Here is a 25,199-nt window from a genome sequence, read left to right as displayed (position 1 = left end):
CATTTTTGTTCTGTAGAGAGATGATTTTTCATGAAGGTAAATATCGATACCAGCGACAGGCTGTATGCCGACGCGTGGCAAGGTTTTCACGGTACGGACTGGAAAGAAGAAATTAATGTCCGCGAGTTTATTCAGCACAACTATACGCCATATGAAGGGGATGAATCTTTTCTGACCGAAGCCACGCCAGCAACTACCGCGCTGTGGGGCAAAGTGATGACGGGGATTCATATTGAAAATGCGACCCATGCACCGGTCGATTTCGATAGCAATATCGCGACCTCGATTACCGCACATGATGCCGGCTACATTGACCCGGCGCTGGAAAAAATTGTCGGGCTACAGACCGATAAACCGCTTAAACGCGCGCTGCACCCGTTCGGCGGCATCAACATGATCAAAAGCTCGTTTGAGGCTTATGGTCGTGAAATGGACCCGCACTTTGAGTACCTGTTCACCGACCTGCGTAAAACGCACAATCAGGGGGTATTTGATGCCTACTCGCCGGATATGCTGCGCTGCCGTAAATCCGGGGTACTGACCGGTCTGCCGGACGGTTATGGCCGGGGGCGGATTATTGGCGACTACCGTCGCGTGGCGCTGTACGGCATTCGCTATCTGGTACGCGAGCGTGAACTGCAGTTTGCCGACCTGCAATCCAACCTTGAGTACGGGCAGAATCTGGAAGCGACGATACGTCTGCGCGAGGAGCTGGCGGAACACCGCCGTGCGCTGTTGCAGATGCAGGAGATGGCGGCGAAATATGGCTGCGATATTTCCCGTCCGGCATCCACGGCCCAGGAAGCGGTGCAGTGGGTCTATTTTGCCTACCTGGCGGCGGTGAAATCACAAAATGGCGGCGCCATGTCGCTGGGGCGTACCGCTACCTTCCTTGATATCTATATTGAACGTGACCTCAACCGTGGTCACCTCACCGAGCAGCAGGCCCAGGAGCTGATCGACCACTTCATTATGAAGATCCGCATGGTGCGCTTCTTGCGTACGCCGGAGTTCGACACGCTGTTTTCTGGCGACCCGATCTGGGCCACCGAAGTCATCGGCGGCATGGGGCTGGACGGGCGTACCCTGGTCACCAAAAATGCCTATCGCTACCTGCATACCCTGCACACCATGGGCCCAGCCCCGGAGCCAAACCTCACGGTGCTGTGGTCCGAAGCGCTGCCGATTGCCTTCAAAAAGTACGCGGCTCAGGTCTCGATCGTTACCTCATCGCTGCAGTATGAGAACGACGATTTGATGCGCACCGATTTTAACAGCGACGATTACGCCATCGCCTGCTGCGTCAGCCCGATGATTATCGGCAAACAGATGCAGTTCTTCGGCGCCCGCGCCAATCTGGCTAAAACGCTGCTGTACGCAATCAATGGCGGCGTGGATGAGAAACTCAAGATTCAGGTAGGGCCGAAAACCGCGCCGCTGCTGGATGAAGTGCTCGATTACGACACGGTGATGGAGAGCCTCGACCACTTTATGGACTGGCTGGCGGTGCAGTACATCAGCGCGCTGAACATCATCCACTACATGCATGACAAGTACAGCTATGAAGCCTCACTGATGGCGCTGCACGACCGTGACGTCTATCGCACCATGGCCTGCGGCATGGCCGGTCTGTCGGTGGCGGCGGATTCGCTATCGGCTATTAAGTACGCGAAGGTGAAACCGGTCCGCGACCATAACGGCCTGGCGGTCGATTTTGTTATCGAAGGCGACTATCCGCAGTATGGCAATAATGACCAGCGGGTCGACAGCATCGCCTGCGATCTGGTTGAGCGCTTTATGAAGAAAATCAAAGTGCTGCCGACCTACCGTAACGCCGTACCGACCCAGTCTATCCTGACTATCACCTCCAACGTGGTGTATGGCCAGAAGACCGGCAATACTCCGGATGGTCGCCGCGGCGGGACGCCGTTTGCCCCAGGAGCTAACCCGATGCACGGGCGTGACCGCAAAGGGGCTGTGGCGTCATTAACCTCGGTCGCTAAGCTGCCGTTTACCTACGCCAAAGACGGCATCTCTTACACCTTTTCTATCGTGCCTGCGGCGCTGGGCAAAGAGGAGACGGTACGTAAAACCAACCTGGTGGGGCTGCTTGACGGCTACTTCCACCATGAGGCTCACGTTGAAGGCGGGCAGCACCTTAACGTCAACGTGATGAACCGGGAGATGCTGCTGGATGCCATCGAACATCCGGAAAATTACCCGAACCTGACCATTCGCGTCTCTGGCTACGCGGTGCGTTTCAACGCGCTGACCCGTGAACAGCAGCAGGATGTCATCTCCCGTACCTTTACCCAGGCGCTATAACGCCGGAGGAATCATGAGAAAGATAATCGCAACCCAGGATGCGCCGGGAGCCATCGGGCCTTATGTTCAGGGCGTTGACCTCGGCACGCAGGTGCTGACATCGGGGCAGATCCCGGTCTGCCCACGAACCGGCACTATTGCGGACAACGTGGCCGACCAGGCGCGTCAGAGCCTGGAAAACGTGAAAGCTATTGTCACGGCGGCAGGGTTAACGGTCGGCAGTATCGTCAAGACCACGGTTTTTATTACCGACCTTAACGATTTCGCCACCATCAACCAGGTCTATCAGCAGTTCTTTGACGAACATCAGGCGACCTATCCGGCGCGCAGCTGCGTTCAGGTGGCTCGCCTGCCGAAGGACGTGAAGCTGGAGATTGAAGCTATCGCGATCCGCGACCTCTGAGGCAACGGCGGCGGGGCGGGTTCTTCCCGTGCCGCCGCACGGAGCGTGACCCGCGCTCTTCTCTGAACGGTAATCCGAGGCGGTAAATATGATTAGCGCATTCGATATTTTCAAACCGGGAATCGGCCCTTCCAGTTCACATACCGTGGGGCCGATGAATGCCGGGAAACGTTTTATCGACCAGTTGGTGACTCAGGGCGAACTGGTCCACATCACCCGTATTGTGGTCGATCTGTATGGCTCGTTGTCGTCGACCGGCAAGGGCCATGCGACCGATGTCGCTATTCTTCTGGGACTGGCGGGCAACAGCCCGCAACATGTCGACATCGACGCGATTCCGGCTTTTATTCAACAGGTTATGCAGAGCGGGCGTTTGCCGCTCGCCAACGGCGCGCAGAGCGTCGATTTTCAGATGGCTAACGATATGCTGTTCCACTCCCACACCCTGGCGTATCACGAAAACGGTCTGCGGATCACCGCATGGAGCCACTCCGGCCCGTGGGCCAGCCAGACCTATTACTCGGTTGGGGGCGGTTTTATCGTTGCCGAAGGGGAGACCGAACAGCGCTGCGATGCCGCCATCCAGGTGCCGTTTGAATTCCGATCGGCCAGTGAACTGCTGCATCTGTGCCAGCACAACGGCCTGTCGGTCTCCGGACTGATGATGCAAAACGAGCTGGCCATGCGCAGCAAGGCGGAGATCGACGCCGGGCTACAGCACATCCATGCGGTGATGTGGGATGGTATTGAGCGTGGCATGCACACGGAAGGCGTGCTGCCCGGTCCACTAAATGTGCCGCGTCGTGCCGCGGCGTTGCGGCGGCGGCTGGTCTCCAGCGACAGCCTCTCCAGCGATCCGATGAACGTCATTGACTGGATCAACATGTTCGCCCTCGCGGTCAGCGAAGAGAACGCCGCCGGTGGCCGGGTGGTGACCGCGCCGACCAACGGCGCCTGCGGAATTATCCCGGCGGTGCTGGCCTATTACGATAAATTCCGTCGTCCGGTTAACACCAGTTCGCTGGCGCGCTATCTGCTGGCGGCGGGTGCCATTGGCGCGTTGTACAAAATGAATGCTTCTATTTCCGGGGCCGAAGTGGGGTGTCAGGGGGAAATTGGCGTGGCCTGTTCGATGGCGGCCGCTGGCCTGACCGAACTGCTGGGCGGCAGTCCGGCGCAGGTCTGCAATGCCGCGGAAATTGCCATGGAGCATAACCTCGGCCTGACCTGCGACCCGGTTGCCGGGCAGGTGCAGATCCCTTGTATTGAGCGTAATGCTATCAATGCGGTCAAAGCCGTCAATGCCGCACGAATGGCGCTGCGCCGCACCTCCGAACCGCATGTCTCGTTAGATAAGGTGATCGAAACCATGTACGAGACCGGCAAGGATATGAATGATAAGTACCGGGAGACATCCCGCGGCGGGCTGGCGATAAAAGTGCTCTGCGTTTAAGCGTCTTTGATGGGGGCGGTTCGCACAGAAGCCGCCCCCTTATGGACGATGCCGACAGGCTCAGGCCTGGTGGCTTATGTCGATGATGCGAGGCGGCTGTGCTTCACCGCCGCTTTCATCGGGATCAGGGCGATGACCAGCGCGCCGAGCACAAGGAACCCGGCGACCATAAAGATCCCGGCGTTGAAGTTCCCGGTGACGTCTTTCAGCCAGCCCATCAACAGCGGCCCCAGCGCCGCGCCGGTCATCCCGGTGGCGTTGATCACCGCAATCCCCAGCGCCCGCGCGCGCAACGAAATCGCCTGGTCAGGGGTGGTCCAGAAAATCACCATGGCGGCAAAGGCGCCGCTGGAGGCCATTACAATCCCGGTGAATTGCAACAGCGGGTTGCTGCTGGAGGCGGTTAACATCCAGCCGGCCGCGGCAAACAGATAGGGCAGCAGGGTGTGCAGCTTCCGCTCCTTCAGGCGGTCAGAACGTTTGCTCCACCAGATCATCCCGACGATGGTACACACCTGCGGGATCGCGCTCAGAAGACCGATGGTGACGTTGCTGCTCTGCTCGTTGAAGCTGCGCAGGATCAGCGGCGTCCAGACGCTAAGGGCGCTTAAGGTGTTGGTCAGGCAGAAATAGGCCAGCGTATAGAGCAGGATGATCGGCGTAAACAGCTCCCGCAGCATACTGCGCTGGGACAGCGGCGGGCTAGCTTCGCTGAGCCGCGACGCCTGCAGCGCTGCGCGATCCGCTTCCAGCATCTCATGTAAACAGGCCTTATCATCGGCGGTCAGCCATTTGGCTTTATCCGGGCTGTCGTCCAGCCAGAACCACACCACCAGCCCCAGCAGCACCGACGGGAAGCCTTCCAGCAGGAAGAGCCATTGCCAGCCTTTCAGGTTCAGCACGCCATCGAGATTGAGGATGTACCCCGAAGCCAGTGAGCCAAGCGCCATGGTGACGGGCATGGCAATCATAAACAGCGCGTTGGCGCGGGCGCGATATTGCGCCGGGAACCAGAAGGTTAAATAGAGCAGCAGGCCGGGTAAAAAGCCGGCTTCGGCGATACCCACCAGCATTCTCAGCACGTACAGGCTGTTCGGGCCGGTGGCAAACATAGTGGCGGTGGAGGCAATCCCCCAGATAACCATCAGGATGGCAATCCAGCGGCGCGCGCCGACGATGCTGAGCATGATGTTGCTGGGAATGCCGCAAATCACGTACATCACGTAAAACAGGGTGGTCGCCAGGCCAAACATGGTGCTGGTGAGGCCGAGGTCTTTGCCCATGGTCAGGCCGGCAAAGCCGATGTTGATACGGTCGAGGTAGGAGAAAACGAACAGAATAAAGAGAAAAACGATTAAGCGACGAAAGAGTTTATTGATCACCGATTGCTGACGGGCATCCAGCGGTCGATCCGCAGGGGCAGGTGGGACCAGACTCTCAGAGCGAGTCTGTTCCATTGACGGGCTATTGTTCATCAAAAGCTCCACATTATGATTATTTATATTGGCCAACAGGTCGGCTAAACGTATAGGAAACAGAGCGGGTAAACGTCAATTTAATGTTCAATAAATGATACGAAAATGTTATTGACTCGACATTTAAGAATCACAATGAGATCCCGATCGCGTGTCCAGCGATCGATAGTTTGCCGGAGGGAATGCCACAAAATGTCGGCGTTATTGTCCGGATGGAACCAGAGTCAGGCAGATGTTTTCAGGAGGGTAGCGTCATGCGGATATTACGCTTTATGCTGCTGGTGGACAGCAGACGAAGGAGACAGAAAGTGATGCACTTCAAGGTGGTTAAATAAAGCCCATTTTTTACTTGAATATTCACGTAAATGTTCCATCATTTAACGTCGCCGTCCTCCTGTTGTTCATCGCGACCAATTGCCGATTTTAATATGATTCACATTTACTGCTAATTAATAATATCGCGAAGCTTATTTTCGCGGCTTGCTGCTGCGTCAGGCCTGATGAGTGGTCAGAACGGGCTGTCGTGGGTGACATGAAATGGTTCGCCGCTGACCGGGTGAAAGAAGTGCAGCGCACTGGCATGCAGCATCAGGCGCGACGCCTGTTCGCTGCCGGGCCAGCTCAATCCCCCGTACAGATCGCAGCCTAAGATCGGATGCCCCAGCTGCTGACAGTGGATCCGCAGCTGGTGGGTGCGCCCGGTTTCCGGGAACAGCTGGACCCGGGTCAGCGCCAGCAAGGTGCCGTCGGCGTTGGTCTGGTGCAGACGCTCCACCACCTGATAGCGAGAACGCGCGGGTTTGCCGTTAATGGCACAGATTGTCATGCGCGGGAACAACGCCGGGTCTTTGGCGATGGGGGCATCAATCACGCCCTGGTCGTCGGCGAGGTGGCCGCACAGCAAGGCGCTGTAAACCTTCTGCACCGTGCGCTGGCTGAACTGCTGGCACAGCGCGGCATTGATCGCTTTATTCCTTGCCACCACCAGCAACCCGGAAGTGCCAAAATCAAGGCGATGCACCAACGTACAACCGGGAAATTCCTGTGCCAGGCGATAGTGCACGGAATCGAGATTTTGGGGATTTTTTCCTGACAGGCTGAGCAGGCCGCTGGGCTTGTCGATTAGCAGCAGATGGTGGTCCTGATAGAGGATGGCAATCTGCTCGTGGCAGGGGGGCGCAATAAAGGTATCGACGATGGCGGACATGAGCGGGCGCTTAAAAAGGGTGGGGGCGGATAATAACGAATTTTCCGCCCGCTGGCGACTTTCTGGTGCTGACAGCGGCCCCATCGGACAGGAGGCTGCCGTCGGTACCGGCTACTGTTCGCGCTGGGCGATATACTGCGCCAGCTCAACCAGGCGGTTTGAGAAGCCCCATTCGTTGTCATACCACGCGAGGATTTTCACCATATTGCCGCCAATCACCAGGGTCGACAGGCCATCGATAATCGACGAGCGCGGGTCGCCCTGATAATCGCTGGAGACCAGCGGTTCGTCGCTGTAGCCGAGGATCCCCTGTAACGGGCCAGATGCCGCCGCCTGACGGAAGGCGTTATTGACCTCTTCCGCCGTGACGTCGCGCTCAAGCGTGACGGTCAGGTCGACGATTGAGACCACCGGCACCGGCACGCGCAGTGAATAGCCGGTCAAGCGTCCGTCAAGCTCCGGGATAACTTTGCCCAGCGCTTTCGCCGCGCCGCTGGAATAAGGCACGATGGAGAGCGCCGCCGCTCGCGCGCCGCGCAGATCTTTCTCCGGCTGGTCGTGCAGCGCCTGGCTATTGGTATAGGCATGGGTGGTATTCATCAGACCGTGTTGAATGCCAAAGTGCTGATGCAGCACCTGGGCGGCCGGAGCCAGACCGTTGGTGGTACAGCTGCCGTTGCTCACGACCGCGTGCTGCTGCGGATCGTACAGCTGATGGTTTACGCCCATCACGATGGTTAAATCATCATTCTTGCCGGGGGCAGAGATGATCACCCGTTTGGCACCGCCGCTGTGAATGTGAACGGCGGCCTGTTCGCGTTCGGTGAAGAACCCGGTGGCCTCGATGACAATCTCCACCCCTGCGTCGCGCCACGGGATCAGTGCCGGGTCCCGTTCGCTGTAGACGATGACCGGCTGACCGTCGACCTGCAACTGGCCGTCAGTCGCCTCTACGCTGACCGGCAGGGTGCCCAGCAGCGAGTCATATTTCAGCAGGTGGGCCAGCGTTTTGCTGTCCGCCAGATCGTTGATCGCCACAATCTGAATCTCTGGATGACGTAATGCTGCACGCAGGACGTTGCGTCCGATTCTGCCGAAACCGTTAATACCGACCTTAACCATAATTCGCTCCTGTACGCCTACCTGGTAGGCTGTCTCAATTGCTGTCTCTGGCGTTACTGTAGGCGGCGATGGTTTTGGCGTAAATGACAAATAAGGATCACTTTACGCCATCTTGCGGCAGTGGAAGCGCTGGCGGTATTCACCTGGCGTCAGGTGGAGCTGTTTTTCGAACAGGCGGCGCAGATTGATGGTGCTGCCAAACCCGGTGCTTTCGGCAATGTTGTCGAGGGTGTCGTTGGTCTGCTCCAGCCGCTGTCGGGCGGCGGCAAGGCGCGCCTCGGCCACGTAACGTGCCGGCGAGGCCCCGGTTTCCCGGGTAAACACGCGGGTAAAATTGCGCGGGCTCATGGCCACTTTTTCCGCCAGGCTTTCGACGCACAGGTCGGCGGTCAGGTTGTCGAGGATCCACGTCAGCAGGTCGCCGATGGGGCCAGGGGGGTTGATTCTGGCGAGGTTATAGCGACTAAACTGCAGCTGACCACCGGGGCGACGCAGGTACATCACCATATCCTGGGCGACATCGCGGGCGAGGCTAAAACCGTAGTCTTCTTCCACCAGCGCCAGCGTCAGGTCAAAGCCGGAACTGACGCCGCCGGAGGTCCATATAGGCCCGTCCTGGATATACAGCGGCCCGCCTTCGACGCGGATCTCAGGGTAGGCGGCCTGCATCGATTCCAGTAGTTTCCAGTGGGTGGTCGCGCGCCTGCCGTTCAACAGCCCGCTCTGTGCCAGCAATAGCGCACCGCCGCAGATGGAGGCGATGCGGCGGGCGTGAGGGGCGGCCAGACGCAGCCAGTCGACGACCGCAATCCCTTCCTGCTCGCTCTGTCCTTTACCGGTAATAATGATGGTGTCGAGCGGCTCTCGAGGATCCACCTCGTGCAGGCGGTGGTCGGCTAGCAGGTTGAGGCCGGACTGGCCGTGAATCACCTGATGCGGCTGGGTGGTGGCGACGGCGATACGGTAGCACGGTGACCCGGCGCCGTCAGGGTGCAGCCGGTTAGCCTGCATCAAAATGTCGGCAATGCCGGCGGACTCAAACAGCATGCCGCCATCGGGGACGATAATCAGTATTTTCTTCATGTCCTGAAAAGTAACGCTTTGGCAAAATAAGTCAACAGATGGAGCGCATTGAGCGTAGTGGCGAGCTTTAGTCCGCACGACATCCCGAAGCAGCGACAGGTTGAACATCCCCGTCGCAGTATTGCACCCGCGGGCTAAGGATAATGTCCCGGTATTTATTTTAATATTCATATCAGACGGGGACTGTTTTTATATTTATGTAAAGGCCTCTGATAAATGTTAATTAATGCGAGAAAATAGAACATCAGGTTAACATATTAATTATTATTCATTTTTTGTTTGTGAGCAATTTCATTATTTTAAAAGCGTAAATAAGGTATGGTCTGGCTGCATTTGACCTGACCTGGCGGATATCATGAATAATAAATACAAACTACACGAATTTCTTGATGTTGACCGGTTGCAAACGCTGCAGGACAATTTTAGTCAATCCATGATGATTGCCCTTGTGGTGGTCGATCAGGACGGTATTCCAGTCACCCGCGCGAGCGGTTTCTCTGATTTTTGCGCCCGATCAAGAATGAACACCAGCCTGGCCCGCCACTGCTACGATAGCGATAGCGCTGGTGGACAGGCGGCGATGCTCGCCGGCGAACCGGTGGTCTACCGTTGTTACTGCGGTTTCGTCGAGTTTGCCGTGCCCATCATGATTAATAACCATTATCTTGGCGCTTTTATCTCCGGACAGGTGAAGGTCGAGGCGGAGAAAGAGCAAACCATTCCCTATATCCTCAACAATAATCATCTGTGGCAAGAAAACCCCTGGCTTTTGGATCTGCATGAAAATACGCCGCGTATGCCTTACGAGCGTTTTGAATCAACGGCCTATACATTGCTGCATGTCGCCTCTTATTTGGTTGAACAGGCGCATGCCAACAATATTCAGCGCGAATTACGCCAAAAAGATCAGGAGCTCACCAGCGAGCTACGCAAGCGCGTGGAGATCGAGCGCTCGCTGCATGAAGCCGAGTTCAAGGCGCTTTCCTACCAGATTAACCCCCATTTTTTGTTTAACGTGCTGAATACCATCGGTCGACTGGCATTCCTCGAAGATGCCAGTCGTACCGAAACCATGGTGCACGACTTTTCTGACATGATGCGCTACTTGCTGCGTAAAAATCATAACGGCCTGATTACGCTTGGGCGGGAAATGAATTACGTCAATTGCTACATGTCGATTCAGAAAGTCAGAATGAATGAGCGCTTTGATTATGTCTGCGATATTCCAGAAAAATATAATGAAACGGTGTGTCCGTTTTTAATTTTGCAACCTCTGGTGGAAAACTTTTTTAATTATGTTGTCGAACCACGTGAAACCACCAGCCATATTATTTTGCGCGCCACCGACGACGGTCACGATGTGATTATTGACGTCACCGACAACGGTGATGGTATTTCACCCGAGGACATCGCGCACATCCTCTCTGGCAATCAGAATCGACAGAAAGGCGGCATCGGCATTAATAATATCAACAACCGCCTGCAACTGTTATTTGGTGAAAACTATGGCTTACAAATCACCAGTCCCCATAAGCCGATGCTTGGTACTACGGTAAGACTGCGGTTCCCGATGGTGCCGACCGAGCCTGGAGTGTGAGTATGTATAATATTGTGATTGTTGAAGATGAGCATATTGAGTCCGAGTCGCTCAAACGAATCGTCTCTCGTTGCGTGGAAAACTCGGTGATTCATGAAGCGTCGACCGGCAATAAAGCCATTAAGCTTATCGACGAGCTCAATCAAATCGATATGATGCTGGTAGATATCAACATCCCGTTACCTAACGGCAACCAGGTGATTGAGTACCTCAAGCAGAAAAATACGCAAACCAAAGTGATTGTGACGACGGCAAATGATGACTTCGACATTGTGCGTCATATGCTGAGTCTGAAGGTGGACGATTATCTGTTAAAGCCGGTCAAGCAGAGCATTCTCAGCGATACGATTCGCAAAACCTTGCTGGTGGATGAACAAGGGGCGGTCGCGACGCGAGAGCAGCGGCAAACAATAAGCGATCTGATAAGCGGTTGCGATTATCCCGGCTGGCACTGCTTTTTATTCGCGGCGCTTGATACGGCCTGTGCCGAACAGCCCGCGGAGAGCGTAGGGGCCAACGCGCTGATTGACGTGCTGGAACTGCTCCAGCAGCACCTTGCCGGTCTGGGCGACAAATATACCCCGTGTCGGCAAAAAATCAGCGCGCTGATGCAGGGTATTCATCAGCACGGCCTCTCTGCCGGCCGCTACTGGCAGACCATGGGAGGACTGTTAAGCCTCAGCCACGATCTCTTCGATCTGTTGTTTAAAAGCGCCAGCGGCAGCATGGATTTCGTCGCCAGAGCCCGCTTTCATATTGAGAAAAACCTGCTGAATAACATGACGCTGGATGATATTGCTGCGGAATCCTTCGTCAGCCCGTGTTACCTGAGCCGGGCATTTAAGAAGAGCACCGGTAGCGGGTTCTCAAGCTATATAACCAGCCGCAAAATCGCGCTCGCCAAATCCCTGCTGCAGTACAGTGATTTAAAAGTGAATACTATCGCGCTGGAGCTCTCTTGGCAGGATGCGAACTATTTTTGCCGGATCTTCAAAAAAGAGACCGGCATCGCGCCATCAGATTATCGCCGCAACGCCGCGCCCGACGCGTGCTGATGTGCACCCGGCCTTTCTTGCGCTGACCGTGGCGTAAGCGCAAGAAAGTCCGCCATTCCGGCAAGATTGTTTACTCGTTGGCGCACCCCGCGCCGCTAAGATGGGACACGATTCTTTTTACAGTGGCCCTGCCGTGGACGACTACCTTTTTACCTCTGAATCGGTTGCCGAAGGGCATCCGGATAAGATGGCGGACCAGATCTCTGACGCCATTCTTGATGCCTGCTTACTCAACGATCCTTGGGCGAAAGTGGCCTGCGAATGCCTGGTGAAAACCGGGGCGGTGATTGTGGCTGGGGAAATATCGTCGCAGGCGAGGATCGATATCGAACAGATTGTCCGGGCAACCGTGAAATCGGTCGGTTACGACCACTCGCTGAAAGGCTTTGACGCTGCAACCTGCGCGGTTATCAGCATGCTTGGCCGGCAATCTGACGATATCGCCAGCGGCATACGCGCCGACGACCCGGCCTCGTTGGGCGCAGGGGACCAGGGGATGACTTTCGGCTATGCCTGCGATGAAACGCCGCAACTGATGCCTGCACCCATCGTGTACGCGCACCGGCTGATGGCCCGCCAGGCGCAGCGACGTAAAACGGGCCAACTGGATGGCCTGCTTCCGGATGCCAAAAGCCAGGTGACGCTGCACTACGGCGACGGGCGGATACGCCATGCGGACACTATCGTGGTCTCCACGCAGCATCGCGCCGATTTCCCGCTGGCTATGCTACGCGAAGCGGTGATGGAGGAGATCGTCAAACCGGTGATCCCGGCGCGCTGGCTGACGCCCGCCACGCGGATACTGATTAATCCCGCCGGGTCGTTTATTCACGGCGGGCCCGCCGCGGACTGCGGCCTGACCGGGCGCAAAATCATTGTGGATACCTATGGCGGCGCAGCGCACCACGGCGGTGGCGCCTTTTCCGGTAAGGATCCATCGAAAGTCGATCGCTCGGCGGCCTATGCGGCGCGCTATGTGGCCAAAAATATCGTCGCCGCCGGGCTGGCAACGCGCTGTGAAGTCCAGCTGGCCTGGGCCATTGGCCTTTCCCGCCCCGTGTCGGTGGCTATCAATACTTTTGGGACTTCCCGCCTGTCGGCGAACCGGCTGACGCAGCTGGTCAGCCACCATTTTGATCTTAGCGTCTACGGCATCATCCGTGAGCTGGATTTGCTGGCGCCTCGCTATCGTCAGACGGCCTGCTACGGCCATTTTGGCCGGGAAGTCTTCCCCTGGGAACGTACGGACCGCGCGCAACTGCTGCGTGATGATGCTGCCGGTCAACGGTGCACTCCCGTCAGTTCCCCATTGAATGACAAATAACAGGAGAGAGTTATGTCCGGGCAGAGCTTAGGCTTAATTGAAACCGTTGGCTTAACGGTGGCGGTAGAGGCCGCCGATGCCGCAATAAAATCGGCGAATGTCGAACTGGTCGGATACGAGCTGACTAAGGGCGGCGGGCTGGTGACTGTCAAACTCATCGGTGAAGTTGGGGCCATGAATGCCGCCGTTTCTGCCGGAGTTGCCGCTGCCGGACGGGTCGGGCAGGTGTACGCCTGGAAAGTGATTGCCCGCACCGCCACCGGTATTGACCGTCTGATTGCCTCCGCGCAAACCTGCGGTACGGTAGCCGAGCCAGCACAACCTGTTGCTCCCCCAGAACCCACCGCAGAGGCCATGCCTGCCGCGGCGGAAGCGCATGATGCGGCAATCCCGGTGGTTAATCTTGAGCCGGTCACCGAGAGCGTATCCTGCCTTGATCTTGAGGAAAGCCTGAACGAGGCTTCGGCGCCAGTGCTGGAGGATCGGGCGCCGTCAGACGAGAAAAAAACGACGCGACCGCGTGGGAAAAGCACCCGTCGCTAGCCGTTACATTTTGCGTGAAGCTACCTGGGGCTTTTGAACGACTGGCGTGCAGGATAACAATCCGTCATCTCTCAGCGATGGCGGATTTTTTATGCGCGATTTTAGGGCAGGGACGTTCTGTTGAGGGTAGTGCTGAGGGGGGACGAAAGCGGGATGTCTCAGATCATTCTGGGGAACACTCCGCCAGGCGCTGCAGCCGCTGGCGGAGTGGGTGTACGTGTCAGGTTAATTAAGGCGTTGGTTGATTCACCGTGGTATCGACGGCTTTTGCGGCAGGCAGGTTGCGCACGATACCGTAGCGGTAAATCATTGCCCCGAGGATCCCACCAATGACCGGCGCGATTAACGGCACGAGGAAGTAGGGGATCTCCCTGCCGCCGGTCATCGCCATCGAGCCCCAGCCATTAAGCCAGGTAAACAGTTTGGGGCCGAAATCACGGGCCGGGTTCATGGCAAATCCGGTGAGCGGCGCGGTTGCCGCACCGATAACAGCCACCAGCAGGCCGATCAGCAGCGGCGCCAGCGGCCCTTTCGGCACGCCGTTACCGTCATCGGTGAGGGCCATAATCAGGCCAATCAGCATCGAGGTAATGACGATCTCCACCAGCCCCGCGAGCCATACGCTGATGCTTGCCGCTGGGTAGGTCGAAAAGATACTGGCCAGATACAGGCTATCCTGGCTGCCGCGCACCATGCGATGCGCTTGCTCATAATCGGCGAACAAATTGTGGTACAGCACGTAGGTCAGCGCGGCGCCGCAGAACGCCCCGGCCATCTGCGCCAGAATATAGGGCAGCACTTTTTTGCCGTCAAAGCGGGCAAACATCCATAACGCAATGGTAACTGCCGGGTTAAGGTGCGCGCCGGAAGTCCCGGCGGTCAGGTAGACCGCCAGCGCAATGCCCAGCCCCCACACCACGCAAATTTCCCAAAGGCCAAAGCTGGCGCCGGCAAGCTTTGCCGCAGACAACACGCTGGTGCCGAAAAATATAAACAGCCCGGTACCAAGAAATTCGGCAATGCATGGTCCGGTGACGGATTCTCGAGAGTGGCTCATCGTTTTTTTCCTGTATTAAGCGAGGCGCTCTGCCCCGCTTAAGGGTTGGGGTAAAGGGATAAGGGGTTGAAATTATTATTGTTGAGTCAGGTCTAACCGCCGATATGGCAATGAAATCCCAGCGATTCCACGACTTTTTTCAGCTCTGCCATTTTGTCTTCTGAGTGTGAACCTGCCTCGCCCATGGGATAAATGCGGCCCAGCAGGCTGTATTTATTTTCCCCAAAGGTGTGATACGGCAGCAGGTGAATGGTATCCACACCAGACATCAGGCGGGCAAATTCCGCGATGTTGCGAATCTCCTCTGGGGTGTCGTTAACGCCGGGGATCACCGGGATGCGCACAATGACGTGGGTGATAAAAGAGATGCGAATCAGGTTTTCGAGGATGATGCGGTTATCGACACCCGTGTTGTGTTGATGAATGGCGGGGTTGACGGCTTTAATATCCGTTAGCGCCAGATCGACCCACGGGAAGACATCCTCGATCACCGCTTTGCTGGTCATGCCGGTGGTCTCCATCGCCGTGTGCCAGCCTTTGGCTTTACAGGCTTTTAAGAGTTCACGGGCAAACACCGGCTGCGCCAGCGGTTCGCCACCTGACAGCGTGATACCGCCACCGGAACGGCGAAATAAGTTTTCTTCTTTCTGCAACTCGCGGACCACCTCACTGACGGTCATGCGTTTGCCTTTCATCTCCAGCGCCTGGGTCGGGCAGACAGCGGTACATTCGCCGCACTGGATACAGCGCTCGCGGTCGATAAAAAATGGATTCTCCGGGGAAAGCGCGCGCTGCTTGCAGGCATCCACGCATTTTCCACAGCGGATACAATCGCTTTTTTTATAGATAAGCTCCGGCTGCGGGCGCTGCGATTCCGGGTTGCTGCACCACTTGCAGGCCAGCGGACAGCCTTTGAAAAAGGGGATCGTGCGGATGCCGGGGCCATCATGCAGGGAGTAGCGTTGAATGTTGAATAACACGCCTTCGGTATCGTATTCGACTCTGTTCATAACATCACTCGTCAAAAAAGCGACCACCAGGCAACAGCAAGTCAGCCGCTAAAATCGGGTCTGATACAGGGCCACACGTCGCCGTATGGCCCTGGCAGGACAGGCAAAATCAGAATTGCTGCTCGGTACGGCTGATGATGTCATCCTGGACTTCTTTTGCCAGTACCACGAACTGCGCGCTATAGCCCGCGACGCGCACCACCAGATCCTGGTGCTGTTGCGGGTTTTTCTGCGCTTCCAGCAAGGTGTTGCGGTCGATAACGTTAAACTGGACGTGCATCCCTTTCTTATCGAAGTAGTTACGCACCAGCCCGCCGAAGTTGCGCAGACCTTTTTCTCCCGCCAGCGAAGAAGGCAGGAATTTCTGGTTGTAGAGCGTGCCGTTCGACGCGATAAAGTGATCCAGTTTGGCCACCGAGTTGGCGGCAGCGGTTGGGCCGAGGGTGTCTTTCCCCTGACGCGGCGATACGCCGTCTGCCAGCGGCTCTTTCGCCAGACGGCCATCCGGCAGGGCGCTGACGTCCTTACCAAACAGCACGTTCGCCGACACCGGGTAGATACCGGCCTGGAAACGCCCGCCGCGTGGGTTGGTGTATTTCTCCACTTCCTGGCAGTAGATCAGCGCGCAGTTGCGAGCGACCAGGTCTACCTCGTCGATGTCGTTACCAAAGCACGGCGTATTTTCTAGAATATGGCGAATCTCTTCATAACGCGGATTCCCTGCCGATGGGGCCGGGCTGGCGCTGGCAAGCTGGCGATAGACCTCGTTTTTAATCGCCGCCGGATCCAGCGAACCATGCTGGTCGATAATGCGTTTCACCACCTCGTAAACATCCTGCTCACCCAGCGACGATTTCGCCGATGCGGAATGTGGAGTCCCGCCGATCGGGTAGCCAAAGTTGGCATCCAGCGCCCCTTTCAGTTCCTGAAGCGTCAGGCGACGCTCTTCAAAGACCTGTTTCTGGATGGCGTAGACCGAGTCACCGGTATCGGCGATGCCGAAGGCCTGCGGACCGGTAAAGTTGTAGATCGCGCCGCCTTCCTGCAGGGATTTACCGCGCCCGATACAGTCATCCACCAGCGCCGACAGGAACGGCAGCGGACAACGTTCGCCGTGAGCGATATCGACGCTGTTGCACGCTTCAACCAACTGGTGGACAAAGTGCGCCATCTGTTTTTTGAAAGCGGCGTAGAAGTCGTCCATGCCGGTGTACTGGGTCATCTCGCCGGTCATTGGACCGAGCTGCTTGCTGCCAGAACGCCCGTTGTTGAGCGTGATTTCCAACACCTTCGCCACGTTGAAGAAGGCGGCGTCGTGCCAGCCTTCGGTACGATGCGGCGCCTGTGGTTCTACGCACCCGATGATGCAGTAGTCACGGGCATCGTGCAGAGAGACGCCACGGTTTTGCAGCGCCGGGATGATCACTTCGTCGTTATACATGGCCGGTACACCCAGACCCAGACGTACCAGTTCACAGGCACGGTAGAGAAACTCATCCGGCGTGCCCTGCCAGACGCGAATGGAGAAAGAGGGCTGCGGCAGGCGTACGTGGGCCGTGGCTTCCATACACATGTAGGTTAAGGGGTTAGTCGCATCACGACCGTCCTCGGTCTGACCGCCGACGCACAGGTTCTGGAACACCGCGTAGCCGGCGAAGGCCTGGGCGGAAATCTCATCGCGGGTTTTGTTGATATCGTTCAGCTTGATCCAGCAGCAGTCCACCAGCTCCTGGGCAAATTCGCTGCTGATGGCGGTATCTGCCGCCAGATAGGGATACATGTACTGATCGAAACGGCCGGGAGAGATCGAGTGGCCGCTGGACTCAATCTGCAGCATGCTCTGAATAAACCAGAACGTCTGACAGGCTTCCCAGAAGGTGGTCGCGCCGTATTCCGGCACGCGAGTACAGTTATTGGCAATCTGTTCCAGCTCACGCTGGCGGGCCGGATCGCGTTCTTCGCGGGCCAGACGGGTGGCTTCCTGAGCGTAGCGGTGCGCGAAGTTAATCGCTGCCTGATAGCTCACAATAACGGCGTGGTAGAACTGCTCTTTCTTAATGTAATCCGGGCTGCTGCGATCGAGACGTTCCAGCGCGCGATTGACCTCATCAATGATCCCGCGGAAGCCGATTTTTAACACTTTGCCATAGTCGACGCTGACGTGTCCGACGCCGCCAAAGAAATAGTTTCCCACCGTGAAAACGCCGTTGCCCATGCTCTCTTTGGTCCCTTCGGACATATAAGATGCGGCGAGCGAGCTGGTGGTTTTACCCGGCCAGTATTTAAACGCCTGGTGCAGTTCGTCGGCGGTTTTTTTCTCAATAATAAACGGGTCGGCAACCCGCTGCTCCATGGTGTTGAATTCTTTTTCGACCCAGTCATAAGAGAATTCAGGGCATATTTCCGTCGAGCGTGGATTAATTGTAACGGCGCCGACAATTAATTCATCAGGGCGAATAGTGACTGGCAACTCATTAAATATTTTCTCAACCACTTTGGCCCGGCGCATAATAGCAGGAAGCTGTTCGTTTTCTTTATAAGCTTCGGTTGCCAGCACCGCACGTTCTGATTCGACATAAGGTTTCGCATGCAGAATCATATTTTTGAGTCTGACGACACGGTCGGTCGGATGAGTAAAACCTTTTTCTAACATACAATAACTCCCGAAATGATTTAAGCGTGGTTGATAACCACATCTGAATTTTGTTTACCTGACGGTGGTGCCGGGTACGTGAGTTAATCAATAATCTTGCTGCCGGTTAAATAAACGCTCAGAAAGGACTGTCATCATCCTCGATAATACGCAGGGCTTCATTCACCGCGGCGATCTCGCCGAATAGCGCCAGCGTCGTAATATGTTGCGGACAGCTGCCAAAGATCTCCGATACCGCCACATGTGCGCTTTTACTTGCCAGGTCGGCGTAAAAATAGAGGTCCGGTACTGGCAACATCATCAACCCGATGGCGTCAATGCGCAGACCTTCCAGCCGGTTTCGTGCTTCTGAAGGCATACGCCTTTTGAGCATGGCGAGGGTTTCCGGCGTGGGCGCGTTGATAATGCGTTTTTTCATGATCGAGTCAGCCATCCTGCTTCAGTCAACGAATATTGAGCGCTTCAACCATCACACAGCGGCGGTGTCTGGCGTACGAGCGAGCCGAGGTCAGGCCTTCACCGGTCGGACCGGCGATGGTAAAGGTCGCGTGACCTTCGCCGCTGACGCCTAGCCCGGCGTAGGACGGGCCGTTTTTGACAAAAATAGTGGTTTGGATCAGTCGCGCCATTTTGGTCAGTTTTTCGACGTTGGTGGAGTGCATCATGGCCGTGTGGCGGTGGCCATGCTCAACTTTTACCGCCAGATCGATGGCTTCATCGACGTTTTCAACCCGCACCACCGGCAACACCGGCATCATTAATTCATGCACCACAAAGGGATGATCGCGCTCGGTTTCCATCAGGATGACTTTGATCTCCTCCGGTACGCTGATGCCGATTTGCTGCAGAATGTAGCGCGCATCTTTGCCTACAAACGCGGTGCTCGGGCCGTTGCCTTTTTCATTCAGCACCAGCGCCTGTAATTGCTGAATATGCTGCTTGTCGCACAGCAGCCAGGCGCCGCTTTTTTTCATGCAATGAATGAGATAGTCCGCCACTTCATTGACGACAATGACCTCTTTTTCCGCTACGCAGGGGAGGTTGTTATCGAAGCTACAGCCGTTGATGATGTCCCGGGCGGCTTTCTCGATATTGGCGGTTTCATCCACCACGACAGGCGGATTGCCCGCACCGGCGCCAATCGCTTTCTTGCCGGATGACATCACGGTTTTCACAATCCCCGGTCCGCCGGTAGCGACCAGCATGTTGATACGCGCGTCGCCGATTAAGGCATTGGTGTTGTCAATCGACGGGTTAGCGACCGTTACCACCAGATTGGCGGGCGCGCCGAGGCGGGCCAGTTGCTGATTAATTAACGTGACGCAGTGCAGCGACACCTGACGTGAACGCGGGTGTGGGCTAAACACCACGGCGTTGCCTGCCGCCAGCATCCCAATGGTGTTGTTGATGATGGTTTCCGTCGGATTGGTGGTCGGGGTGATCGAGCCAATCACGCCATAGGCGGAATATTCGGTTAATGTCAGACCGCCGTCGCCGCTGATCGCCGCGGTAGTGAGGTCTTCAATCCCCGGGGTTTTTTGCGCGGCAACACGGTTTTTCACCAGTTTGTCGGCACAATTTCCCATTCCGGTTTCTGCGACCGCCATGGTAGAGAGGGTGTGCAGGATCTCTTCCTGCAGGAAAAACTGGCGAATGCCGTTAACAAAGCCGGCGCGATCCTGCATTGAGCAGTGGCGATACTGGATGTACGCCTGCTGCGCCGCGGCAATCGCGGCATCCATGGTGGCAAAAACACCGTCTCCGGAGGCACTGTCGACAGCGCTGGCAGCCCCGGTACGGCTGGCGAGCACGCTGGCGACAATCGCATCGAGGTTGCGGCTTTCGAGCGGCGATGTGGCTGTTGCTGTGCATGGCTCAGGGGCCGGCTCGGTCGTTTTGGTGTATTTACCCAGCACGCGGGAGACGGCCTGAGTAATATCAAGATCGTTCATGCTGTATCTTCCTTACTTCACTTCGCTCGTGACTGCCATCATCAAATATACGGCGTGGTGGTTGATGTTATGGGGGCCGGGTCGAGCGTGGCCAGCAGTTGTTTTCCGACATCCCGGGCGGCAATCACCGCCTGGCGTACCGCGCCGGAATCACCGGCAAAGGTGAAGATCACTTCGTTACTGAAGCTGGTGCCGTGCGCCGGGCTGGCGTAGCCCACCGGTTCGATAACCGCGGCTTTTGCCGCTGCGTCGGCCACCACGATGCCAATCGCTGCCGGAGAGGCGCAGGTCAGCCCGAAGGACTTACCTATTGGGGCACCAAAAGCCTTGTTAAGGGCGCTGCTGGCGCGGGCGGTATACTGGAACTCCAGATGACCGGCCGGGGAGCCATAAACGTCGCCCATGGTGCGCTGAATTTCACCCAGGGCGACTTCCACCGCGCGACGAACATCGGAGACATCGGAGGCACCGAAAACGATCAGGCAACCATGTCCACCGCCACCCTCGGTATCGCGAGCCAGCTCAATAGACAGAATTTCACTGTTGGTGGCTTTAATTGCTTCATCCGCCGCAAAGATATGCGGGCCGGCCCCGGTACGGGCGCCAAGAATACCGATTGAGCGATATTTCTTGTCGATGTTCATAACTTCATGTAATTGATGATCGACATTGGCAATGACTAATCCAATGGTATGCCCGAGGGCGGTCCCGACAAATTCTGTTAAACCACAGCCAATAAAACTGGCCGCCGTTTTGTTATTTGTTCGATCGTCAGTCTGCTGGTGCATTACTTCAGATATAATCTGCTCAACAAGATTATCTCTCATGGTCGGTATCCTCTGGCTTTATTAACTGATAGCTTTCGGCAGAATTTTTTCCACTTCGATATGCGGGCGTGGAATAACGTGTACGGAGACCAGTTCGCCCACTTTGGTGGCTGCCGCAGAGCCTGCGTCGGTGGCCGCTTTTACTGCACCAACGTCGCCGCGAACCATTACAGTCACCAGGCCGGAACCAATTTTTTCATAACCCACCAGGGTGACGTTGGCGGATTTCACCATGGTATCTGCGGCTTCAATTGCGGATACCAGACCTTTTGTTTCAACCATACCTAATGCTTCTTGTTGCATAACGACCTCAATATTTCCAGGTGAGAGTAAAAGCAAGTCGTGAAATAACCGAAGGGGTTAAGTTCATCGACTTAATAAATTCATGCACTACGATGTTATTGCGCGATGGACAAAATGTTTTGCCCGTCAGAGAGATTTTCTTGTTTTCCCGTTTTCAGCTGGACAATAAAATCCTCCCCGAATGACAACCGTGGAAAAACGCTCAGGCGACACCTTCCAGCTGCGGGGCAAGCGCTGCGGCATCTTGCGCAATCATCTGCTCTTCATTGGTGGGGATCACTGCGACAACCGGCGAACCCGGGCGTGAAATGATCCCCTGGCGACCAGCCACCATTTGCGCATTGCTGGCCGGGTCGAGCTGCACGCCGAAGATTGCCAGCCGCTCGGCGGTCAGCTCGCGCACCAGCGCCGAGTTTTCCCCGATACCGCCAGTAAAGATCAGCGCGTCGAAGCGATGCAGAGAGGCCAGATGGGCGCCAAGATGGCGGGCGAGACGGTGAACCATGACGTCAATCGCGAGGGTTGCCCGGGGATCGCCGTGGCTGCGGGCCTCTTGTAACGTGCGGCAATCGCTGGATAGACCGGACAGACCAAACAGCCCGGCTTCGTTATTGACCATGTTGTAGAGCGACTCGATTGTCTGCCCGGTGCAGCGGGCGATATAGGCCGCTGCGCCTAAATCGAGGTCGCCACAGCGGGTGCCCATCACCAGGCCCTCGAGCGGCGTCATGCCCATCGAGGTATCCACGCTGTGGCCATTTTTCACCGCGCAGACCGACGAGCCGTTGCCGAGATGGGCGATTAGAATGCCGTGGTCGGTGGGGTCCAGCCCCAGGCGCTCGACGGCCTCGGCGGCGATAAAGCGGTGAGACGTGCCATGAAAGCCGTAGCGTCTGACCTGCAGCTGCTGTAAATAGGTCAGCGGGATGGCGTAGGTGTAGGCTTCTGGCGGCAGCGTCTGATGAAAGGCGGTATCAAACACTGCAACCTGCGGCAGGTCGGGTAGCAGGGCCATCGCCGCCTCAATCCCCATCAGGTTGGCCGGATTGTGCAGCGGTGCCAGCGCCGATAGTTCCCGAATACGCTCGATGACCGCCGGCGTCAGGCGCACCGAGTGCTTGAAATCACTCCCACCGTGCGCTACCCGATGGCCGATGGCGCCCACATTCGGCAGCAGCGCCAGCGCCTCGAGCCGGGTAAACAGCGCCTTCAGGGCGCAGGTGTGGCTGGCACCCTGAAGCGCCTCGCTGGTTTTATTTCCCGCCGCATCTTTAAAGCTGATGCTGGCGTCCTGTAGCCCGAGTTTCTCCGCGATCCCGGAGAGCACCGGGGTTTGCTGGTTACGCGGAATAACGGAAAACTTAAGGGATGATGACCCACAGTTGAGAACCAGAACCAGTGATGCTGACGACATAATAACCCCTGCATGTAGCTGTTTTTGTTTAGAAAGATTCATTAAATGGTGTGAGTGAAAACCGCTCGCGGCTGAAATATTCCAGCGTCCGGGTGGCAATCGCCATATCTTCCTCGACGCTTCCACCGCTGATCCCGATAGCGCCGAGCAAGGTCCCGGCTGACCAGCAGGGCAGCCCGCCGCCAACGCAGCAGAGTCCTTGTGAATGCGGCAAGCCATACAGGCTGGCGCCTGGCTGGACTTCGCCTGCGAGCCGCTGCGTCGGCATCCTGAGGGCGACCGCGCTCCACGCCTTTTGCGTCGCCAGGCTATGGCTGATCAGCAGGGCGTTATCCTGACTGAAGAAGTAACGCTGCAGGCCGTGGGCATCTACCAGGCTGAAAACGATGGGCACGTGCAGCTCGTCGGCGGCGGCTTCGGCATAGCGGGCCAGAGAGGCCGCATCCGTCAGGCTCAGCGACGCAGGAGACGAGGTTAGCTGACGGGTGATCGCCTCATTGATACAGCGATCGAGCTCGGCATTCGGGGTGGGGTGCATGGTGTCTCCTCCGTGGCCCTTACAGGGCGTTCAGATCGAGCGAATCGACAATGCCGACCACGGCGGCATCAATGACGGAATGCTCTTTGCTGGTGGTCATCCGCGCGGAGCTGCCGGTGGTGACGATCACCGTTTCGCCATTCCCCGCGCCAACAAAATCGACGGCGACCTGCGCTGTGCCGGTGGGCTGATAGTGTTCATCCAGACGGGCGACAATCAGCAATTTCGCGCCGTTGAGCGAGGCGTGTTTAGTGGTTGAAACCAGCGCCCCGGTTACTTTTGCCAGATACATATTTCCTCCTGCGGTTGCTGCGCAATGACAATGCCCCGGTCGCGAATGGCATCGCGCGCGGCGGGAGTGATAAGCGTCCGCGGTCCGATGGACAGCACCGCCCCTGTGGGATACTGGCGCACATCGCTGAGCGTGAGCAGCGCCTTACCTGCGGGCATTAGCGGGCTGGGCTCGCGCTTCGCCATGGGGCGGCCAATCACCGTGATGCCATACTCCCCGAGCGTGGCGACGTAGCTGGCCAGCCGCGCCCGGAAGGCCGGCGGGAGAAGGCTATCGGCATCGTCCCGGCATTCGGCATTGAGCGTGACGATTGTCGGGGTACTCCGGCTCAGGGCGTGAAAAGCCCAGCGGCACACCCGGTTATCGCGAATACCTAACGCGATTTTGCTCAGACTGTTGGTGGACAATGAGGGCAGATACAGGCCGGAGAACGCAGTTTCTGTTTTTCCGGGGTCTCGGTTGTCACACAGGGCGTCGACGCCACGACGCGCCAGCGCTGCCAGACAGGATGAGGGCAGCGACGCCTGCATGGCGCTGTGGGAGAAGGTCATGACCAGTAAATAGCCGCTGCGATCCAGCGCCGTCAGGCAATCCAGCGTCGTCGGGAGCGCGGTGAGATCCTCCCCGCTGATGACCACCCGCATGACCTTGTTGTGGGCCTGTAGGCGTTGTCGGCGTTGCGCCAGCATGTCGGCAATCAGGCTGTCGAGGTGCTGCGAGAGCTGCTGTGCATCCATGGTGATTCTCCTCAGCAACCGGGCATGGCGCTGTCAGCCATGATGGCGATCCGTGACGGCGCGTGTGACGCAATCGCCGTTGCGCAGGCCGAAGCCGTTGGCCTCTTCAACATCAACATGCATTTCCAGTACCGCATCAGCGCTTACGCGGACCACCACGTGGCTGAGGATCCCGCCGCGATGCCCGTCGATGTGCACGTCAATCTCCATGCCGTCGCGCAGGGCGTGCTGCTCGGCCTCGGCAGGTGAAATATGAATATGTCGCCAGGCGACAATGGCGCCGTCGCTTTTGCTGACCCGTCCACGCGGGCCGATAATCTCGATCCCCGGTGAGTCCTGCAGATCGCCAGACATTCTGACCGGTGCCTTGACGCCGAGGGTGAAGCTGTCGGAGACGGAGATTTCAATCTGGGTGGCGCTGCGCAGTGGGCCCAGGACCCGCACTTTCGTGAGTTCTCCTTTTGGCCCGCGCAGCGTCACCGTCTCTTCGGCGGCATACTGGCCCGGCTGTTTAACCGCTTTCATGCGGGTGAGGGTAGAGCCATAGCCAAACAGGATGTCCATATCTTCGCGGCTCAGATGGACGTGGCGGTTCGAGATGCCAACGGGGATGCTCAACGTCGGCGCGGTACGGTATTCAGCGCGTAGTGCGGCCGGGCCTCGGGTCTTAAGTTCCTGAAGGATTTCACGGGCGATCCATTCGGCTTGCTGCTGGGTGTCATTCATAGCGTCAACAACCTGAAAGTGATGAAAAGAGCGGTACCAGCATATTCAGTCCTGCGCTGGCCTTTTTGCGGTTACGCAGGACTTTTTTGACGGTCCGCCGCCG

General features: G+C 57.1%; 22 protein-coding genes and 1 pseudogene. 7 read left to right on the top strand and 16 right to left on the bottom strand.

What is annotated here, in order from left to right; genetic code table 11:
• Positions 1-30 precede the first annotated feature (30 nt).
• From pflB to tdcG, 3 genes are all read left to right on the top strand, one after another.
• Complete coding sequence (pflB, locus tag ACMYSO_RS04595; protein ID WP_434669510.1) at positions 31-2,325, top strand: formate C-acetyltransferase; 2,295 nt, start codon at positions 31-33, stop codon at positions 2,323-2,325.
• A 13-nt stretch (positions 2,326-2,338) separates the two neighbouring features.
• Entirely contained in the window at positions 2,339-2,728 is a 390-nt protein-coding gene (locus ACMYSO_RS04590) for an enamine/imine deaminase (RefSeq protein WP_434669509.1), read from the top strand.
• A gap of 88 nt (positions 2,729-2,816) precedes the next feature.
• Positions 2,817-4,181, top strand: coding sequence for an L-serine ammonia-lyase (tdcG, locus tag ACMYSO_RS04585; protein ID WP_434669507.1), 1,365 nt, complete (start codon positions 2,817-2,819; stop codon positions 4,179-4,181).
• A 74-nt stretch (positions 4,182-4,255) separates the two neighbouring features.
• On the opposite strand, the gene hpaX is transcribed toward tdcG, so the two are convergent.
• The 4 genes from hpaX to ACMYSO_RS04565 form a co-directional block, all read right to left on the bottom strand.
• Positions 4,256-5,638: a 4-hydroxyphenylacetate permease gene (gene hpaX, locus ACMYSO_RS04580; protein WP_434670735.1), complete on the bottom strand. Its 1,383-nt coding sequence runs from the start codon at positions 5,636-5,638 to the stop codon at positions 4,256-4,258.
• A gap of 526 nt (positions 5,639-6,164) precedes the next feature.
• Positions 6,165-6,863, bottom strand: coding sequence for an RluA family pseudouridine synthase (locus ACMYSO_RS04575; RefSeq protein WP_434669506.1), 699 nt, complete (start codon positions 6,861-6,863; stop codon positions 6,165-6,167).
• Positions 6,864-6,974: 111 nt separating this feature from the next.
• Positions 6,975-7,985 (bottom strand): type I glyceraldehyde-3-phosphate dehydrogenase, encoded by a 1,011-nt coding sequence (gap, locus tag ACMYSO_RS04570; protein ID WP_434669504.1) that lies wholly within the window; start codon positions 7,983-7,985, stop codon positions 6,975-6,977.
• Between the two features lie 102 nt (positions 7,986-8,087).
• Entirely contained in the window at positions 8,088-9,068 is a 981-nt protein-coding gene (locus ACMYSO_RS04565; RefSeq protein WP_434669503.1) for a GlxA family transcriptional regulator, read from the bottom strand.
• A gap of 355 nt (positions 9,069-9,423) precedes the next feature.
• Here ACMYSO_RS04565 and ACMYSO_RS04560 point away from each other — a divergent pair, with 355 nt between their 5' ends.
• The 4 genes and pseudogenes from ACMYSO_RS04560 to ACMYSO_RS04545 form a co-directional block, all read left to right on the top strand.
• Positions 9,424-10,665, top strand: a complete 1,242-nt coding sequence (locus ACMYSO_RS04560) for a sensor histidine kinase (RefSeq protein WP_434584237.1) — start codon at positions 9,424-9,426, stop codon at positions 10,663-10,665.
• A 2-nt stretch (positions 10,666-10,667) separates the two neighbouring features.
• Entirely contained in the window at positions 10,668-11,720 is a 1,053-nt protein-coding gene (locus ACMYSO_RS04555) for a response regulator (protein ID WP_434669502.1), read from the top strand.
• A gap of 133 nt (positions 11,721-11,853) precedes the next feature.
• Positions 11,854-13,044: a methionine adenosyltransferase gene (gene metK / locus ACMYSO_RS04550; protein WP_434669501.1), complete on the top strand. Its 1,191-nt coding sequence runs from the start codon at positions 11,854-11,856 to the stop codon at positions 13,042-13,044.
• A gap of 12 nt (positions 13,045-13,056) precedes the next feature.
• A pseudogene (locus ACMYSO_RS04545) lies at positions 13,057-13,323 on the top strand (BMC domain-containing protein); the annotation flags it as partial.
• A 493-nt stretch (positions 13,324-13,816) separates the two neighbouring features.
• On the opposite strand, the gene ACMYSO_RS04540 reads toward ACMYSO_RS04545, so the two are convergent.
• The 12 genes from ACMYSO_RS04540 to pduL form a co-directional block, all read right to left on the bottom strand.
• The gene (locus ACMYSO_RS04540; protein ID WP_434669500.1) at positions 13,817-14,644 is read right to left on the bottom strand and encodes an MIP/aquaporin family protein; all 828 of its coding nucleotides are present in this window, start codon (positions 14,642-14,644) and stop codon (positions 13,817-13,819) included.
• A gap of 92 nt (positions 14,645-14,736) precedes the next feature.
• A complete protein-coding gene (locus ACMYSO_RS04535) occupies positions 14,737-15,654 on the bottom strand; it encodes a glycyl-radical enzyme activating protein (RefSeq protein WP_434669499.1) in 918 nt (305 codons plus the stop codon).
• Positions 15,655-15,763: 109 nt separating this feature from the next.
• Positions 15,764-18,307 (bottom strand): glycyl radical diol dehydratase GrpM, encoded by a 2,544-nt coding sequence (gene grpM / locus ACMYSO_RS04530; RefSeq protein WP_434669497.1) that lies wholly within the window; start codon positions 18,305-18,307, stop codon positions 15,764-15,766.
• Between the two features lie 118 nt (positions 18,308-18,425).
• Positions 18,426-18,725, bottom strand: coding sequence for a hypothetical protein (locus ACMYSO_RS04525; protein WP_434669496.1), 300 nt, complete (start codon positions 18,723-18,725; stop codon positions 18,426-18,428).
• A 25-nt stretch (positions 18,726-18,750) separates the two neighbouring features.
• Complete coding sequence (locus ACMYSO_RS04520) at positions 18,751-20,259, bottom strand: aldehyde dehydrogenase (RefSeq protein WP_434669495.1); 1,509 nt, start codon at positions 20,257-20,259, stop codon at positions 18,751-18,753.
• 41 nt (positions 20,260-20,300) lie between these two features.
• Positions 20,301-21,086, bottom strand: coding sequence for a propanediol utilization microcompartment protein PduB (pduB, locus tag ACMYSO_RS04515; RefSeq protein WP_434584249.1), 786 nt, complete (start codon positions 21,084-21,086; stop codon positions 20,301-20,303).
• 21 nt (positions 21,087-21,107) lie between these two features.
• Entirely contained in the window at positions 21,108-21,389 is a 282-nt protein-coding gene (grpH, locus tag ACMYSO_RS04510) for a propanediol utilization system shell hexameric protein GrpH (RefSeq protein ID WP_123754796.1), read from the bottom strand.
• Positions 21,390-21,591: 202 nt separating this feature from the next.
• Positions 21,592-22,803, bottom strand: coding sequence for a propionate kinase (gene tdcD / locus ACMYSO_RS04505; protein WP_434669493.1), 1,212 nt, complete (start codon positions 22,801-22,803; stop codon positions 21,592-21,594).
• A gap of 28 nt (positions 22,804-22,831) precedes the next feature.
• Complete coding sequence (locus ACMYSO_RS04500; RefSeq protein WP_434669492.1) at positions 22,832-23,341, bottom strand: GlcG/HbpS family heme-binding protein; 510 nt, start codon at positions 23,339-23,341, stop codon at positions 22,832-22,834.
• A gap of 19 nt (positions 23,342-23,360) precedes the next feature.
• The gene (locus tag ACMYSO_RS04495; RefSeq protein WP_123754793.1) at positions 23,361-23,633 is read right to left on the bottom strand and encodes a EutN/CcmL family microcompartment protein; all 273 of its coding nucleotides are present in this window, start codon (positions 23,631-23,633) and stop codon (positions 23,361-23,363) included.
• Positions 23,615-24,370 carry a hypothetical protein gene (locus tag ACMYSO_RS04490; protein WP_434669490.1) on the bottom strand — a complete coding sequence of 252 codons (756 nt, stop codon included), beginning with the start codon at positions 24,368-24,370 and terminating at the stop codon, positions 23,615-23,617. The genes ACMYSO_RS04495 and ACMYSO_RS04490 overlap by 19 nt, the downstream gene beginning before the upstream one ends.
• A gap of 33 nt (positions 24,371-24,403) precedes the next feature.
• Positions 24,404-25,096, bottom strand: a complete 693-nt coding sequence (gene pduL, locus ACMYSO_RS04485; RefSeq protein ID WP_434669489.1) for a phosphate propanoyltransferase — start codon at positions 25,094-25,096, stop codon at positions 24,404-24,406.
• Between the last annotated feature and the right edge of the window lie 103 nt (positions 25,097-25,199).

It is taken from the genome of Klebsiella sp. B345 (assembly GCF_051131735.1).
Classification (GTDB): domain Bacteria; phylum Pseudomonadota; class Gammaproteobacteria; order Enterobacterales; family Enterobacteriaceae; genus Klebsiella.
This window is presented reverse-complemented; position numbering and strand designations above follow the sequence as displayed.